The 15088-nt window shown below is 60.6% G+C and carries 14 protein-coding genes; 11 read left to right on the top strand and 3 right to left on the bottom strand.

Annotation, left to right across the window (positions count from 1 at the left end; genetic code table 11):
• Positions 1-82 precede the first annotated feature (82 nt).
• The 6 genes from cysG to E1297_RS27775 all read left to right on the top strand — a co-directional run bounded on the left by cysG (position 83) and on the right by E1297_RS27775 (position 5257).
• Complete coding sequence (gene cysG / locus E1297_RS27800) at positions 83-1543, top strand: siroheme synthase CysG (protein WP_155143977.1); 1461 nt, start codon at positions 83-85, stop codon at positions 1541-1543.
• A 13-nt stretch (positions 1544-1556) separates the two neighbouring features.
• Positions 1557-1856, top strand: coding sequence for a DUF2849 domain-containing protein (locus E1297_RS27795; protein WP_155143975.1), 300 nt, complete (start codon positions 1557-1559; stop codon positions 1854-1856).
• A 59-nt stretch (positions 1857-1915) separates the two neighbouring features.
• The gene (locus E1297_RS27790; protein ID WP_155143974.1) at positions 1916-3574 is read left to right on the top strand and encodes a nitrite/sulfite reductase; all 1659 of its coding nucleotides are present in this window, start codon (positions 1916-1918) and stop codon (positions 3572-3574) included.
• Entirely contained in the window at positions 3561-4322 is a 762-nt protein-coding gene (locus E1297_RS27785) for a phosphoadenylyl-sulfate reductase (RefSeq protein WP_155143972.1), read from the top strand. Before E1297_RS27790 ends, E1297_RS27785 begins: the two co-directional genes overlap by 14 nt.
• Before the next feature lie 19 nt (positions 4323-4341).
• Positions 4342-4872: a DUF934 domain-containing protein gene (locus tag E1297_RS27780; RefSeq protein WP_155143970.1), complete on the top strand. Its 531-nt coding sequence runs from the start codon at positions 4342-4344 to the stop codon at positions 4870-4872.
• A gap of 94 nt (positions 4873-4966) precedes the next feature.
• Positions 4967-5257 (top strand): DUF3850 domain-containing protein, encoded by a 291-nt coding sequence (locus E1297_RS27775; protein ID WP_155143967.1) that lies wholly within the window; start codon positions 4967-4969, stop codon positions 5255-5257.
• A 228-nt stretch (positions 5258-5485) separates the two neighbouring features.
• Here the strand turns inward: E1297_RS27775 and E1297_RS27770 are convergent, their stop codons facing one another.
• The 3 genes from E1297_RS27770 to E1297_RS27760 form a co-directional block, all read right to left on the bottom strand.
• The gene (locus tag E1297_RS27770; protein ID WP_155143965.1) at positions 5486-6880 is read right to left on the bottom strand and encodes an aspartate aminotransferase family protein; all 1395 of its coding nucleotides are present in this window, start codon (positions 6878-6880) and stop codon (positions 5486-5488) included.
• 44 nt (positions 6881-6924) lie between these two features.
• Positions 6925-8292, bottom strand: coding sequence for a glutamine synthetase family protein (locus E1297_RS27765; RefSeq protein ID WP_155144018.1), 1368 nt, complete (start codon positions 8290-8292; stop codon positions 6925-6927).
• 222 nt (positions 8293-8514) lie between these two features.
• Positions 8515-9210 carry a GntR family transcriptional regulator gene (locus E1297_RS27760; protein ID WP_209016028.1) on the bottom strand — a complete coding sequence of 232 codons (696 nt, stop codon included), beginning with the start codon at positions 9208-9210 and terminating at the stop codon, positions 8515-8517.
• Between the two features lie 186 nt (positions 9211-9396).
• Between E1297_RS27760 and E1297_RS27755 the strand changes: the two genes are divergently transcribed.
• The 5 genes from E1297_RS27755 (at position 9397) to E1297_RS27735 (ending at position 15021) form a co-directional block, all read left to right on the top strand.
• Positions 9397-10782 (top strand): glutamine synthetase family protein, encoded by a 1386-nt coding sequence (locus E1297_RS27755; protein ID WP_155143962.1) that lies wholly within the window; start codon positions 9397-9399, stop codon positions 10780-10782.
• A gap of 165 nt (positions 10783-10947) precedes the next feature.
• Positions 10948-12039, top strand: a complete 1092-nt coding sequence (locus E1297_RS27750; protein ID WP_155143960.1) for a polyamine ABC transporter substrate-binding protein — start codon at positions 10948-10950, stop codon at positions 12037-12039.
• Between the two features lie 64 nt (positions 12040-12103).
• On the top strand, positions 12104-13255 hold the full coding sequence (locus tag E1297_RS27745; RefSeq protein WP_368669705.1) for an ABC transporter ATP-binding protein: 1152 nt from the start codon (positions 12104-12106) through the stop codon (positions 13253-13255).
• 15 nt (positions 13256-13270) lie between these two features.
• A complete protein-coding gene (locus E1297_RS27740; RefSeq protein ID WP_155143958.1) occupies positions 13271-14203 on the top strand; it encodes an ABC transporter permease subunit in 933 nt (310 codons plus the stop codon).
• The gene (locus E1297_RS27735; RefSeq protein ID WP_155143957.1) at positions 14200-15021 is read left to right on the top strand and encodes an ABC transporter permease; all 822 of its coding nucleotides are present in this window, start codon (positions 14200-14202) and stop codon (positions 15019-15021) included. Before E1297_RS27740 ends, E1297_RS27735 begins: the two co-directional genes overlap by 4 nt.
• Positions 15022-15088: the final 67 nt, after the last annotated feature.

The raw sequence follows: 15088 nt of genomic DNA, 5'->3' as shown, positions 1-15088 counted from the left end.
GCCTTTGAAATGGCGTGCCCGGTGCGGTGCGTGCCCAACCCTTAGATTAGGCAGGTGTTCACTGGGTGAGGAGACCCTGACCATGGCTGCACGCCCGACAAAGCCCAAAGCGCGCCCGGCAAGCGCAAACCGCCTTGATGTGTTCCCGGTCTTCATGAAGGTCGCCGGACGGGCTGTGCTTGTGGTCGGGCACGGCGGTGAGGCGGCTGCCAAGGTGCGTCTTCTCAGCGAAACCAATGCCCGGATTGTCGTGATTTCGAAAGAAATCGAGCCGGACTTGCAAGAGGCAATCCGGAACGCCGGGGCCGAACATGTGGCCGAAGACTTTCGCCCCGGTCTCCTGACCGGCGCGGCGATGGTGTTCAGCGCCCGCGAGGACTGGGCTCTCGACAAGGCCGTGGTCGATGCCGCCCGGATCATGGGTGTTCCGGCCAATGCGGTCGACAAGCCCGAACTCTGTGACTTCTATACCGGAGCCCTGGTCAATCGTGCGCCGATTGCGGTTGCGATCACATCCACCGGGGTCGGGCCGGTTCTGGCCCGGCATATCCGGGCACGGATCGAGGCGATGCTGCCGCGTTCGACCGGCCAGCTGGCGCGGCTGGCGGAAAACTTCCGCGATGCGGCGGCGCGGGTGATCACCGATGGCGCGGCGCGGCGCCGGTTCTGGGCGCGCTTCTTCTCCGGCAGCGTTGCGGCCAATCTTTATGCCGGAAAGCCGGATGTGGCCCGCAGCGAAGCACAGCGGCTGTTGAACGGCATTGCCGATGACCCCGGATTTGTCTGGCTGGTGGGTGCCGGACCGGGCGCCGAAGACCTGTTGACACTGAGAGCGCAACGGCTGTTGCAGGAAGCCGACGTGATCGTTCATGACGCATTGGTGCCCTCCGGTGTGATCGCCATGGGACGGCGCGATGCGGAGCGCATTTCTGTCGGCAAGCGCAAGGGCGCGCATTCCGTGACGCAAAACGAAATCAATGCCTTGCTTGTGAAGCTTGGCCGGGAAGGGCACAAGGTGGTGCGCCTCAAGGCGGGCGATCCGATGATCTTTGGCCGTGCGGCCGAGGAAATGGACGCGCTACGGGCCGGAGGTGTCGGCTTCGACGTGGTGCCGGGCGTGACCGCGGCCTTTGCGGCTGCCGCCTCGGCGCAATTGCCGCTGACCTTGCGCGGTGTCGCATCGAACCTTGTCTTTGCCACCGGGCACAATGCCAAGTCCGAAACCCTTCCGGATTGGGCGGGCCTTGCCCTTAAAGGGTCGACGGTTGCCGTCTATATGGGCCGGTCGGTCGCAGCCGCTGTTGCCGGCAAGCTGATTGCCGCGGGCATGAATGCTGGGACCCCTGTGGCTGTTTTCGAAAACGCGGCCCATCCGGATGAACGCCAGTTTGCCGGACACCTCGGAGATCTGCCTCGGCTGGCAGACCGCCCGGACGTGGATGGTGCCGTCCTGATCGTGATTGGAGAAGCGGTCGCTTACGCCGCGCTTGACCATGCTGAACCGCTTGCGCCGCAGACTGCGCGCGCAGTGGCGGCAGCCTGAAGGAGAATTCTTGATGAAAGTCATCACCGCCAACCGTTTGCTTGATGGGGAAGCCGTCTGGTTGGGCGCAAATGTAACCTGGGTCGAACGGCTTGCCTTTGCCGAAGTGTATGAGGGCAAGGAGGCGGTTGCGGATGCCTTGACCGTCGCCCGGCAGGCAGAAGCGGACCAGAAGATTGTCGGCGCATATGACATGGACGTAACGGTGGAAGACGGTGTTATCGCCGCAAAGCGCCTGCGCGAACGGATCCGGGCTGCCGGACCGACAACCCATCCGCAACTTGGCAAACAATCCGGGCTCGCCTCGGCTTGAACACAAAAGATCAGATTGGAAGCGCCTGAAACGGCTGCATCCGGCAAGGAGTTTGAAAAATGTACCGCTATGACGAGTTCGACCACAGCTTCGTGACCCAACGGACCGAGCAGTTCAAGGATCAGGTCCGCCGCCGCTTGGCCGGTGAATTGTCGGAAGACGAGTTCAAGCCGCTGCGGCTGATGAACGGCCTCTATCTGCAGCTTCATGCCTACATGCTGCGGGTCGCCATTCCCTATGGCACGCTGAATGGCCGCCAGATGCGCAAGCTCGCCCATATCGCACGCACATATGACCGTGGGTATGGCCATTTCACCACCCGCCAGAACATCCAGTTCAACTGGCCGAAGCTGGAGGACACGCCCGCGATCCTGGAAGAGCTGGCGGAAGTCGAGATGCATGCGATCCAGACGTCCGGAAACTGCATCCGGAATGTGACTGCCGACCATTTCGCCGGGGCAGCCGCCGACGAGATCGCCGATCCGCGTCCTTATGCCGAGATCCTGCGGCAATGGTCGTCCCTGCATCCGGAATTCTCGTTCCTGCCGCGCAAGTTCAAGATCGCCATCACCGGCGCGCCGCATGACCGTGCCGCCGTTCAGGTGCATGACATCGGATTGCAGCTCACCCGCAACGAGGCCGGCGGGATCGGTTTTACCGTGTTTGTCGGGGGCGGGCTTGGCCGCACGCCGATGATCGGCCGCAAGGTGCGCGACTATCTGCCGGAAGAGGACCTGCTTGCCTATTCGGAAGCGATCCTGCGCGTTTACAACCGCTACGGCCGCCGGGACAACAAGTACAAGGCCCGGATCAAGATCCTGATCCACGAGACCGGTCTGGAAGAGCTGAAAGCCGAGATCGAGGCGGAATTCGAAAAGATCCGCTACGGCGTCTTGAACCTGCCGGACGAGGAAGTGCGCCGGATCGAAGCCTATTTTGCACCGCCGCCACTGGAAGTGCTGGCACCGGTGTCGGGCAAGGTCGAGGCGCGCAAGGCCGCCGATCCGGCTTTTGCGCAGTTCCTTGCGCACAATCTCAATGCGCACCGGGTTCCCGGCCATACCAGTGTAACACTCTCCATGAAGCCGATTGGCGGCATTCCGGGTGATGCCTCGGATGCGCAAATGGATGTGATTGCCGATCTGGCGGAAGAGTTCGGTCATGACGAGATCCGGATCAGCCACGAGCAGAACGTGATCCTGCCGCATGTGAAGCTCGACGATCTTCCCGCCCTGTTCGACCGGCTGGTTGCGGCCGGTATCGCGGAAGGCAATTCGGGGCTGATCACGGACATCATCGCCTGCCCGGGCATGGACTACTGCGCGCTGGCGACGGCGCGCTCCATTCCGGTCGCGCAGCGGATTTCCGAACGCTTCGGCACGGCGGAACGTCAGGCCGAGATTGGCGAACTGAAGATCAAGATCTCCGGCTGCATCAACGCCTGCGGACACCACCATGTCGGCCATATCGGCATTCTCGGTCTGGAGAAGAAGGGCGAGGAGTTCTACCAGGTCACGCTGGGCGGATCCGCGAATGAAAACGCATCGATCGGCGAGATCGTTGGCCGGGGCTTTTCCTCCGAAGAGGTTGTCGACGCGATCGAAACGCTGGTCGACACCTATCTGGACCAGCGGACCGGCAAGGACGAAACCTTCCTCGACGCCTACCGGCGCCTGGGTGACCAACCCTTCAAGGAGGCACTCTATGGCGCTTCATAGACAGATTGCCGTCCCGGACGACCCTGAGCTTGCCTTGCAAAGTGAAGCGGATGCCTTGAACCTGTTGTTCGAGGAAGCCGAACCTCAAGAGGTGCTGAAAGCCGCAATCCGGGACCATTTTCCGGGCGGCATCGGCCTCGTGTCGAGTTTCGGGGCCGACTCTGCGGTTCTGCTTCACATGGTGGCGCAGATCGATCCGTCGACGCCGGTGGTGTTCGTGGACACGTCCAAACTGTTCCCGGCAACGATCCAGTATCGTGATGATCTGGTCGAACTTCTGGGGTTGACCGACGTGCGCAGCCAGAAACCGGCGAGAGAGGACCTCGATGCACAGGATCCGGCCGGGATGCTCTGGATGAGCGACACGGATGCCTGCTGCCACATCCGCAAGGTCCTGCCGCTTGAACGCGCACTGACCGGCTTCGAGGCATGGATTTCGGGCCGCAAACGCTTCCAGAGCGCAAGCCGGGCCAGTCTCGAGCTGTTCGAGGTCGAGGATGGCCGGATAAAGGTCAACCCGCTCGCCCATTGGTCTGCGGAACAGATATTGGACTACGCGCGCAAGCACAAACTGCCACCGCATCCGCTGGTCGCACAGGGCTATCCGTCGATCGGATGTCTGCCCTGCACCAGCAAGGTGGCGGCGGGCGAGGATCCGCGCGCCGGCCGTTGGCGCGGGCAGGACAAGACGGAATGTGGTATTCATCTGGCCACTCATGGCCGCGAAATCGACGGCAGTGGCATTTGAATTTAAGGGACGCGACCTGATGACAACGATTTACAAAGAGGGCGCCTTTCACGAGGAAGACTGGCTAAGGCTGGAGCCGGAGGCGGACCTGCCGGACACGGGCAACATTTTGGTGCCTTTGCCACGGTTTCTGGAACAGGCGGAGACCTTCAAGGCTCGGGGCGCGTTCGGTGTGGTGATCGAACCTGCCGACAAGGTCGAGCCGCTGGCAGATCACCTTGACGGCCTGCCGCTGATTGCGGTGGAATTCCCGAGCTTTGCCGATGGCCGCGGTTTTTCCGCAGCCCGGATCCTGCGCGAGCAGATGGGTTATCGGGGCGATATCCGCGCCCTTGGCCGCTATATTCTCGACCAGGTGCCGCTCGCCCGCCGCTGCGGGGTCTCGAGCTTCGAAATTTCCAAGCCGGAAGTGCTCAAGGCGCTGAAGGACGGGGAATGGCCGGAAGTGACCAAATATCTGCAGCCGGTCGGAACGGTTGAGGAAATCCCGGAAGGCACCCGTCCCTGGGCGCGGCGCTCTGTCCGCGACTTGCAGGAAGCGGCCGAATAAGCATCTGCCCCGGGCTGATCGGGGAGTGTTCCCCGCGGTTGCGGTTCCGGTTTTCGAGTGTTAGCCCGTGCACCTTTAAAGAGGAGCGCGGGCTTTGAAGCGTGTAGAGAAACGGCTGTGGCCGGAAGGCTTTCAGAAACTGGTCGACGGCATCAAGACCTATGAACTGCGTCTGGGCGATTTCGAGATCACCGAGGGCGATATTCTCGTCCTGAGGGAATGGGACCCGGAGACTGGAACCTATAGCGGCCGCGAACTTGAACGCCGCGTTGGCCATGTCGGGCGCTGGCACGACGAGGATCTGCAGATGTACTGGACCCAAGACCAGATCCGCGCGCACGGCCTGCAGGCCATTTCCCTGTTGCCGGTCAACGGCGCGGACTAGGATATCCGAAACAGGCGCTGCCGGGGGATTGTGCACACCACTTTGCCCGGCAGGTTGTCATCCCGGTCAAGCGCAGCGCGAACCGGGATCGGTGCGCCCGGAAGGCCGACGGTTTCAATGGCTCTCCGTTCCCGCATAAAACCGCTGGGTTTTTACGGGATGACAGCAGGTGGCCAAACCCGAGGAGCTTCCGGATATGCCCTTTGGTTCAACGTTGTGCTGGTGGCCTTAATCCAGCCATCCGTCGCGCTTCAAGATGCGGTGGGTCTCGTCGAGGGTCGCAAGGGCTGTGGCGACCAGATGGTCGGCTTCCTCGTGGGTCAACACCAGAGGCGGCGAAATGATCATGCTGTCGCGCACGGCCCGCATCACCATGCCTTTTTCAAAGGAAATGTCGCGGCACAGCAGTCCTGGCACGCCGGCATCCTTGAACGGGCGGTGCAGGTCCGCCTTGCTGGGCACCAGTTCCAGCGCGCCCATAAGGCCCGTCATGCGGGCTTCCCCGACCAGCGGGTGATCGCCAAGCCCGAGCCAGCGCTCCTGCAGATAGGGGCCGATATCGGTCTTGACCCGTTCGACAAGGCCTTCGCTCTCGATGATGTCGAGATTGGCAAGGGCTGCGGCCGCACAGGCCGGATGGCCGGAATAGGTGTAGCCGTGGTTGAAGTCACCGCCCTTGCCGATCAGCCCTTCGCAGACACGGTCGGACACCAGAACGCCGCCCATAGGCAGATAGCCGGAGGTGAGGCCCTTGGCGATCGGCATCAGGTCCGGTTCCAGCCCGTAAAACTGCGATCCGAACCACTCGCCCAGACGGCCGAAGCCGCAGATGACCTCATCGGCGACAAACAGGATGTCGCGCTCGTTCAGGATGCGTTTGACTTCCGGCCAGTAGCTGTCCGGCGGAATGATCACGCCGCCTGCCCCTTGAACCGGTTCTGCTATGAAGGCGCCGACCGTGTCCTCGCCGAGTTCGTCGATGGCGCGTTCCAGTTCGCGGGCCATCTTGAGGCCGAACGCTTCCGGAGACATGTCATGGCCTTCGCCGAACCAGTAGGGCTGGTCGATGTGATGAACACCGGGCACCGGCAGGCCACCCTGCGCATGCATTGCCTTCATGCCGCCGAGGCTGGCACCTGCAAGGGTGGAGCCGTGATAGCCGTTCCAGCGGCCGATGATCACCTTCTTGTCCGGCTTGCCCATCTGGTCCCAATAGTGCCGGACCATGCGGAACACGGTGTCGTTGGCCTCGGATCCGGAAGAACAGAAGAACACCCGGTTAAGATGGGGCGGGGCCAGTTTGGCAAGCCGCTCGGCGAGCGCCACCGCAGGCGGATGCGTGGTCTTGAAGAAGGTGTTGTAGTAGGAAAGCTCCGACATTTGCGCATGAACCGCGTCGGCGATTTCCGTCCGGCCATGCCCCACCTGAACGCACCACAATCCGGCCATCCCGTCGAGAATGCGGTTGCCGTCGGAATCCGTCAGCCAGACACCTTGCGCATGGGTGATGATCCGGCTGCCTTCCTCGTTCAGCGCCTTGGTGTCGCTGAACGGATGGATGTGGTGTGCCGCATCTGCTTCCCTAAGGGCTGCGGTCGGATAGGTGTTGGACACTGCAGTCATCAAGGGTCTCCTCATATGTCCCCTGGCCGCCCGGGCCGTTTGTCTCAGACGTTCAGCAGCAGGTATTCGCGCTCCCAAGGACTGATCACCGACATGAAGGTTTCGAACTCCTCCAGCTTGATCGCCCTGTAGGTCGCGACGAATTTTTCGCCGAACACATCAATCATTTCCTCGCAGGTCTCGAACAAGGAGACGGCTTCCAGCAGCCCGCGTGGCAAGGCCTGGACCTCGTCACTCGAATAGACCGAGCGCGGTGCGTCGGGCGTCAGGTTCCTGACCATGCCGAGATAACCGCAGGCGAGCGAGGCCGCGATCGCGAGATAGGGGTTGGCATCCGATCCGGGGATCCGGTTTTCCAGACGCCGCGATTGCGGATTGGAATAGGGTACCCGCAAGCCGACAGTCCGGTTGTCATAGCCCCAGAACACGTTGACCGGCGACGTCGAGTTCCTCGCAAAGCGGCGGTAGGAATTCACGAAAGGCGCCATCACACAGGTGACATTCGGCAGATAACGCTGGTGGCCCGCAATGAAGGACAGGAACTTGCCCGATTCCTCACCGTCTTCGGTGACGAAGATGTTCTTGCCCGTTTCCTTGTCGAGAACCGACTGATGGATATGCATGGCCGATCCGGGCTGGTTCGACATCGGCTTGGCCATGAAGGTGGCATACATTTCGTGGCGCAGCGCGGACTCGCGGATCGTGCGCTTGAACAGAAACACCTGATCCGCCAGCTCGACCGGATTGCCGTGCCGGAGATTGATCTCCATCTGGGCGGCTCCCTCCTCGTGGATCATGGTGTCGATCTCCAGCCCCTGCGCCTCGGACAGGTGATAGATATCGTCGATCAGGTCGTCGAATTCGTTGAGCGCGGAAATCGAATAGGATTGCCGTCCGACTTCCGGACGTCCGGACCGGCCTGTCGGTGGCTCCAGCGGATAGTCCGGGTCGGTGTTCGGGCGCACCAGATAAAACTCGACCTCGGGTGCGATGACCGGCTCCCAGCCCTTATCCTCGTAAAGCTTCAAAACCCGTTTCAGGACATTGCGCGGCGCGGTTTCCACCGGTGTGCCGTCCCGGGTAAAGGCGTCGTGGATCAGTTGGGCGGTTGGGTCCGTTTCCCAGGGCACCGTGGTCAAGGTGCTGTAATCCGGCTTGAAATACAGGTCACCATCGGTCGGGTTGTGCTGAAACCGTTCGTCGTCTTCCGGATAGTCGCCGGAAATCGTCTGGGCGAAAATCGAGGCGGGCATGGTCATGACCGGGCCGGAGAAGAACTTTTCCGTCGGCATCATCTTGCCGCGCGCAACACCGGCGAGATCCGGCACCACACACTCGATGTCCTGTATGTTGCGGATCTGAAGCCACGACCGCGCCTCGTCGCCATCGGTCACACCGCGCAGGCTCGACATGGGTTGAACGTCAGGAGTTGCTTTTTCGATACTCACAATGGGCTCCAGGTTGCTGGGCGGCGCAGTCAAATCAAACGGCTTTTTGCTCGGATACGCGCCCGTGTTCCGGAAAAGCAGCCGATCACATCGGGAATAGAGGGTTGCTTGCAGAACACCATTTTCGATAGTTTGTGATCACAAAATTTGCAAGGTGATTTCTGAAAGCCGCGCAGTCGGTCAGCGCTACGGGCCAGCGAGGTTCTCCCGCCCGATAATGCCCATGCCATCGGCGATATCGGCAGCAATCGCCCGCCGCAATCTCTCCGTGTCCTTGGCTGTAATTGCGGCAATTGCCTCCCTGTGCTGGTCAACAAGGCTCACAGTGCCCACCCTGCCATAGACCGTGCGCATGAAAGGGGCGAATTGCAGCCAGAGACTTTCGACCATGGGCAGCATGATTTCCGACCCGGCCGCCTCGTAGAGACGGAAATGAAACGCATGATTGAGCTGCATATAGGCTTCGGCATCGCCGGATTTCAGGCTTTCGTCAAGGTGTTCGTCAATGCGCTCAAGTTCCCTGACGTCCGGTGCCGACAGGCCGCCAAGGGCCATGGCCGCCAGTTCCGGCTCCAGAAGCAACCTTGTCTTCAGGATCTCGTCAAACCGGGTCCGCGACATTTGCGGCACCTGCACCCGGCCATTTGGCTGAATTTCGAGGGCCTTTTCCGCCGCCAGACGCTGGATGACCTCGCGCACAGGCATCGGGCTGACGCCCAGTTCCTTCGCAAGTCCGCGCAAGGTGACCGCCTTGCCCGGAATGAACCGGCCGGTCAGCAGCGCGTTTCTGACGGCAGCTGCGACCTGGATACGGGTTGCGCCCCGGCCCGAGGGTTCCGGGTCTGATGCCAGGCCGGTCAGGGCGGCAGGTTGCGGCGGCACTGAAATCTCCTTTCCCGGCGCGATCAAGGTGTGCCGTCCTGCACAAAGTAACCTTGGTGTGCTTGACAGCATTCGCGGAAGGTGATCACATTTTTCATGAGATCGCAATTGCCATCGTCACCGCCGTTTGTCTTCGGTGTTTTACGGGGCAGGCGCGCAAGGAAAGGACAGGCGTTGAAGCAGTTCATGGCACATTTGCCGCATACCGCCCTTTCGCATCCGGCAGCTCCCGGCTGGAAAACGGGCTTTGAATCCTTTCTGGACGCGAACCCGGATCTGGATACGCTGGAAGTCCTGTTGCCCGACACCAACGGCGTCCTGCGCGGCAAGTGGCTGCCCGGTGCGGCCCTGCCCAAAGTCTTCGAGCAAGGCGTTGCGCTGCCCTATTCGCTTTATGGTCTTGATGTCTGGGGCCGGGAGGTCGAGGACACGGGCCTTCACCTGGAGACCGGCGACAAGGATGGCGTCTGCTGGCCGATCCCCGAAACGCTGAAACTTGTGCCCTGGACAGAGCGCAAGACGGCGCAGGTGCTCTTGTCCATGTATGACCGGGCCGGTCAACCCGTTGACATCGAGCCGCGCCATGTCCTGCAGCGCATGGTCGACAAGCTGGCCGCGCAAGGATTGTCCGCGACCTGTGCGTTCGAGCTTGAATTCTATCTGTTTGAGGAAAGCGACGGCGACTGGACCGAGCAGCCGAAACCGTTGTTTTCGACCCATCTGGGTCCGGCGCGCCAGAACATGTACGCCTTGTCCGATCTGGAAGCACTGATGCCCGTGGTCGATGACCTGAGGGTTGCTTGCGAGGCTCAGGGCATTCCGGCAGATGCTGCGGTGTCCGAAGCCGCTCCCGGACAGTTCGAACTCAATCTTCACCATCGGCGGGATGCGGTTCTGGCGGCCGATGACGTGGTGCTGCTGCGCCGTCTGGTGATCGGGGTTGCACGCAAGCACCAGCTCAAGGCCTCCTTCATGGCCAAGCCGTTCGTGGAGTGGCCGGGCAACGGCATGCATGTGCATGTGTCGCTGGAGGACAAGGACGGGAATATTTTCGCTTGCCCGGATCAGGGCCTGGACCGGCTCGGCTTTGCGATCAACGGGCTCTTGGAAACCATGCCGGAAGCGCTTTTGCTGTTTACGTCGACCTTCAACGGGTTCCGCCGGATGCAGCCGGGGTCTTATGCGCCGACATCAGTCTGCTGGGGCTTTGACAACCGGTCTGTCGCCTTGCGCGTGCCGGCCAGTACCCCGGAAGCGGCCCGGGTCGAACACCGGATCGCCGGGGCGGATGCCAATCCTTATTTTGCCCTGACCGGCATTCTCGCCGGAATGCTTGAAGGGTTGAACGCCCAAAAAACGCCGCCGCCCCCGGTGAGCGGCAATGCCTACGAGAAGAAACACAAGCGTCTGACGCCGTGGATGGATGAGGCGATTGATGCGTTTGAAGCGTCGGAGCGCATGAAAGAGGCGGTGGGAGCCGAGATGCACAAGGTCCTGACCGAGATCAAGCGGGAAGAACTCAACGAATTCGGCCGGGAAATCTCGTCTCTGGAGCGGCAGACCTATCTCTGACGCAGGCAATAAAACACTGATGGCAAATGGACTGGGTGCCGGTTGCCGGATGGCGCGTAAAAGCTGGGGTGGAATTTGCAGGATTGGCATGTAAGGTGTCCGAAACACTGGATAAAAACCGCAGGACGGGCACCGGTTAAACCTTCGAGAGGGGAGTTAAACAGTATGATCAGGAGCTTCTTGGCAAGCGTCGCCGCAATCGGATTGCTGGCGGGGACCGCGGCCGCGCAGGACCGTGTCGTGAATGTTTATAATTGGTCGGACTATATCGACGAGTCGATCCTTGAGGACTTCACCAAGGAGACCGGCATCAAGGTCGTCTATGACGTGTTCGACAGCAACGAGATCCTCGAAACCAAGCTGCTGGCCGGTGGCACCGGTTATGACGTGGTCGTTCCGACCGGCAGTTTCCTGTCCCGGCAGATCCAGGCCGGTGTGTTCAACGAACTCGACAAGTCGAAACTCTCCAATATCGGCAACATGTGGGATGTCGTTGAGCAGCGGGTCGACAAATACGATCCGGGCAATGCCTATTCCATCAATTACATGTGGGGCACAACGGGTCTCGGCATGAACCCGGACAAGGTCAAGGCGGCCCTCGGCGAAGATGCGCCGATGGACAGCTGGGCGCTCCTGTTCGATCCGGCAAACCTGTCGAAACTGGAAGAGTGTGGCGTGTTCGTGCTCGATGCTCCGACCGAGGTGATCCCGGCGGCCCTGAATTATCTCGGGCTTGATCCCAACAGCACGGACCGCGCGGATATCGAGAAGGCCGGAGAGCTGCTGATGAGCATCCGCCCCCATGTCCAGAAATTCCACTCGTCCGAATATATCAACGCGCTCGCCAATGGCGACATTTGTCTTGCTGTCGGCTGGTCCGGGGACGTCTTGCAGGCGCGCGACCGGGCCGCTGAAGCCGACAACGGGGTCACCGTCGACTATGTGATCCCCAAGGAGGGCGCACAAATGTGGTTCGACCAGATGGCGATTCCGGCGGATGCTCCCAACAAGGAAGAGGCCTACGAGTTCCTCAACTACATCATGCGTCCGGATGTGATGGCCAAGGCCTCCAACTATGTCTACTACGCCAATGGCAACGAGGCGTCGAAACCGCTTCTCAACGATGACGTCATCGGTGACCCGGCGATCTACCCGACGGATGACGTGATGGAAAACCTCTTCACGGTGTCCGCATACGATCCGAAAACCAACCGTATTGTCACCCGGACCTGGACCGGGGTTAAAAGCGGTCAGTAGCACGCTGAACCGGGTCCGCATCCTGCGGGCCCGCTTTTTGTGGCTGTCGCGAGCGGAGCAAGACGTGGCCAAGAAACCGATCGGGCCGGTGCGCCGGGACTTTACGCCTTGGGAAAGCCCGGAGGCGGTCCCGTTTATAGAATTCCGGAATGTAACCAAGCGTTTTGGCGACTTCGTCGCCGTCAGGAATCTCAGCCTCAAGATCTACAAGCGCGAGTTCTTTGCGCTGCTTGGCGGCTCTGGCTGTGGCAAGACCACCCTCATGCGCATGCTGGCCGGGTTTGAAAAGCCCTCCGAGGGACAGATCCTGCTCGATGGCCAGGATCTTGCGGGGATCCCGCCGTTCCGCCGCCCGACCAACATGATGTTCCAGTCCTACGCGCTGTTTCCGCATATGAATGTGGAGAAAAACATCGCGTTCGGCCTGAAGCAGGACAAGCTTTCGAAGTCTGAAATCGATGACCGGGTGCGCGAGATGCTGCGCCTGACCAAGCTGGAGGCCTTTGCAAAGCGCAAACCGCATCAGCTTTCGGGCGGGCAGAGGCAGCGTGTGGCGCTGGCCCGCTCGCTCGCCAAGCGCCCCAAGGTGTTGTTGCTGGACGAGCCGCTCGGGGCCCTTGACCGGAAGCTGCGCGAGGAAACCCAATTCGAGCTGATGAACCTGCAGGAAGAGTTGAAAATCACTTTCCTGATCGTGACCCATGATCAGGAAGAGGCGATGACTGTTGCGGACCGGATCGCGGTCATGGATGCGGGCGAGATCGTTCAGGTGGCAACGCCTGCCGAGATCTACGAAACGCCGAATTCGCGTTTCGTGGCCGATTTCATCGGCGACATCAATCTGATCGAGGCGACGGTGGTCGAGAAAAACGGTCAAGGTGCAAAGCTGCAGGCCGTGGAGCACGGCTTTCTGATCGACACGGTGCAGGATACCGGTGCCCGGGTTGGCGAGCGGGTCTGGTTTGCGCTGCGCCCGGAAAAGGTCCGCATCCGCCATGGCAAGCCGGAAGGGGCGCTGGTGAATGCGGCCGGTGCCATGGTCTGGGATATTGCCTATATGGGCGATGTGTCGATTTTCCATTCCCGCCTGAATGAAAGTACCACCATGCGTTCGACGGTGGCCAATGTCACCCGGACGGTCGAGCGGCCGATTTCCTGGGACGAGGAGGTGACCTTGACCTGGGACCGGGACGCCGGGGTGATCCTGACCAACTGACACGGGGGCGGAACCATGGAACAAGTGCAAACCGCCGCTGCGAAAAAACGCAGGCCGCTCGGGTCCTGGGCTCTGATCGCAGTGCCGTATTTCTGGCTCCTGATCTTCTTTCTTGCGCCGTTCTTTATCGTCTTCAAGATCTCGCTGTCCCAGGTTGCGATCGCCATTCCGCCCTATGTTCCGGCCTTTGATCTGGCCGGCGGGTGGGCGGAGCTGCGGGAAAACCTGTCTGCTCTTTCCTTCGAAAACTATGTCTGGCTGACGGAGGATGATCTCTACTGGAAGTCTTATCTCTCCAGTGTGCGGATCGCCGGAATTTCAACGTTTCTGACACTTCTTGTCGGCTATCCGATTGCCTATGGCATGGCCCGCAGCCCCAAGGCCTGGCGTCCGACCCTGTTGATGCTGGTGATCCTGCCGTTCTGGACCAGCTTTCTCATTCGCGTCTATGCTTGGATCGGGATCCTGAAGAACGAAGGCTTGTTGAACCAGCTGCTGTTGTCGCTCGGCCTCATCAGCGACCCGCTCGTGATCCTGAATACAAACACGGCCGTCTATATCGGGATTGTCTATTCCTATCTGCCGTTTCTGGTTCTGCCGCTTTACGCCAGTCTTGAAAGACTGGACATCAGTCTGCTGGAAGCAGCTGAAGATCTCGGCTGCCCGCCGTGGCAAGCCTTCTGGAAAATCACGCTGCCGCTCTCCCTGCCCGGGGTGATCGCGGGCTGCTTCCTTGTGTTCATTCCGGCGGTCGGCGAGTTCGTGATCCCGGATCTGCTTGGCGGCTCGAACACGCTGATGATCGGCAAGACCTTGTGGGTCGAGTTTTTCGCCAACCGGGACTGGCCGGTTTCCTCGGCGGTTGCCGTCATCCTGTTGCTCCTGTTGGTGATCCCGATCGTCTTGTTCCAGAACCAGCAGCAAAAAATGGCGGAGAGAGACGCATGAGAAACGGTCCGACCTGGTTCAACATCACCTCGATCGTGCTCGGCTTCTCGTTTCTCTACCTGCCGATCCTGCTTCTGGTGATCTATTCCTTCAATGAATCGCGCCTCGTGACCGTCTGGGGGGGCTTTTCGACAAAGTGGTATAGCGAACTCCTCAACAATCAGCAGCTTCTTGATGCCGCATGGGTGACCCTCAAGCTCGCCTTCCTGACCGCCAGCATCGCGACCATCCTTGGAACAATGGCCGCACTTGTGCTTGTGCGCTCCGGGCGCTTTGCCGGGCGGTCGCTGTTTTCGGGCATGATTTTCGCGCCGCTGGTCATGCCGGAAGTGATTTTGGGGCTGTCCCTGCTCTTGTTGTTCGTCGCAATGGATCAGGCACGCGGATTCTGGACCGTACTGATCGCGCATACGACCTTCGCCATGTGTTATGTCGCGGTCGTGGTGCAGTCGCGGCTGGTCGGCTTTGACCGCAGTGTCGAGGAAGCTGCCGAAGATCTGGGCTGTCCGCCGCTCAGAACGTTTTTTCACATCACCCTTCCGATCATCCTGCCCGGCGTGATTGCGGGCTGGATGCTGGCATTCACGCTGTCGCTTGATGATCTGGTGATCGCGAGCTTCACCACGGGGCCGGGGGCGACGACCTTGCCGATGAAAATCTATTCGCAGGTCCGTCTCGGTGTGACGCCTGAAATCAATGCGGTGTGCACCATACTGGTCGGCCTTGTGACAGTGGGCGTCATTGCGACTTCTCTTGCAACAAAACGCCAGCAGGTCCAACGGGAACGAGACGAACGGGCAGCCCTTGCGGCCAACTGATCACTGCGGTTCGAACAGCTTGCCGTGAGAAAACCGACAGGTTGGTTGTACCCCCTTGACGCCGCGT

The organism is Roseibium sp. RKSG952 (assembly GCF_009711355.1).
The sequence above is the reverse complement of the archived record's forward strand: the minus strand, read 5'-3'. Positions and strand labels throughout refer to the sequence as shown.

Bases quoted from the DNA above. Each gene is read 5' to 3' on its own strand.
- cysG (WP_155143977.1), top strand. From the start codon at position 83: ATGGCTGCACGCCCGACAAAGCCCAAAGCGCGCCCGGCAAGCGCAAAC.
- E1297_RS27795 (WP_155143975.1), top strand. From the start codon at position 1,557: ATGAAAGTCATCACCGCCAACCGTTTGCTTGATGGGGAAGCCGTCTGG.
- E1297_RS27790 (WP_155143974.1), top strand. From the start codon at position 1,916: ATGTACCGCTATGACGAGTTCGACCACAGCTTCGTGACCCAACGGACC.
- E1297_RS27785 (WP_155143972.1), top strand. From the start codon at position 3,561: ATGGCGCTTCATAGACAGATTGCCGTCCCGGACGACCCTGAGCTTGCC.
- E1297_RS27780 (WP_155143970.1), top strand. From the start codon at position 4,342: ATGACAACGATTTACAAAGAGGGCGCCTTTCACGAGGAAGACTGGCTA.
- E1297_RS27770 (WP_155143965.1), bottom strand. From the start codon at position 6,880: ATGACTGCAGTGTCCAACACCTATCCGACCGCAGCCCTTAGGGAAGCA.
- E1297_RS27765 (WP_155144018.1), bottom strand. From the start codon at position 8,292: ATGTCGAGCCTGCGCGGTGTGACCGATGGCGACGAGGCGCGGTCGTGG.
- E1297_RS27755 (WP_155143962.1), top strand. From the start codon at position 9,397: ATGGCACATTTGCCGCATACCGCCCTTTCGCATCCGGCAGCTCCCGGC.
- E1297_RS27750 (WP_155143960.1), top strand. From the start codon at position 10,948: ATGATCAGGAGCTTCTTGGCAAGCGTCGCCGCAATCGGATTGCTGGCG.
- E1297_RS27740 (WP_155143958.1), top strand. From the start codon at position 13,271: ATGGAACAAGTGCAAACCGCCGCTGCGAAAAAACGCAGGCCGCTCGGG.
- E1297_RS27735 (WP_155143957.1), top strand. From the start codon at position 14,200: ATGAGAAACGGTCCGACCTGGTTCAACATCACCTCGATCGTGCTCGGC.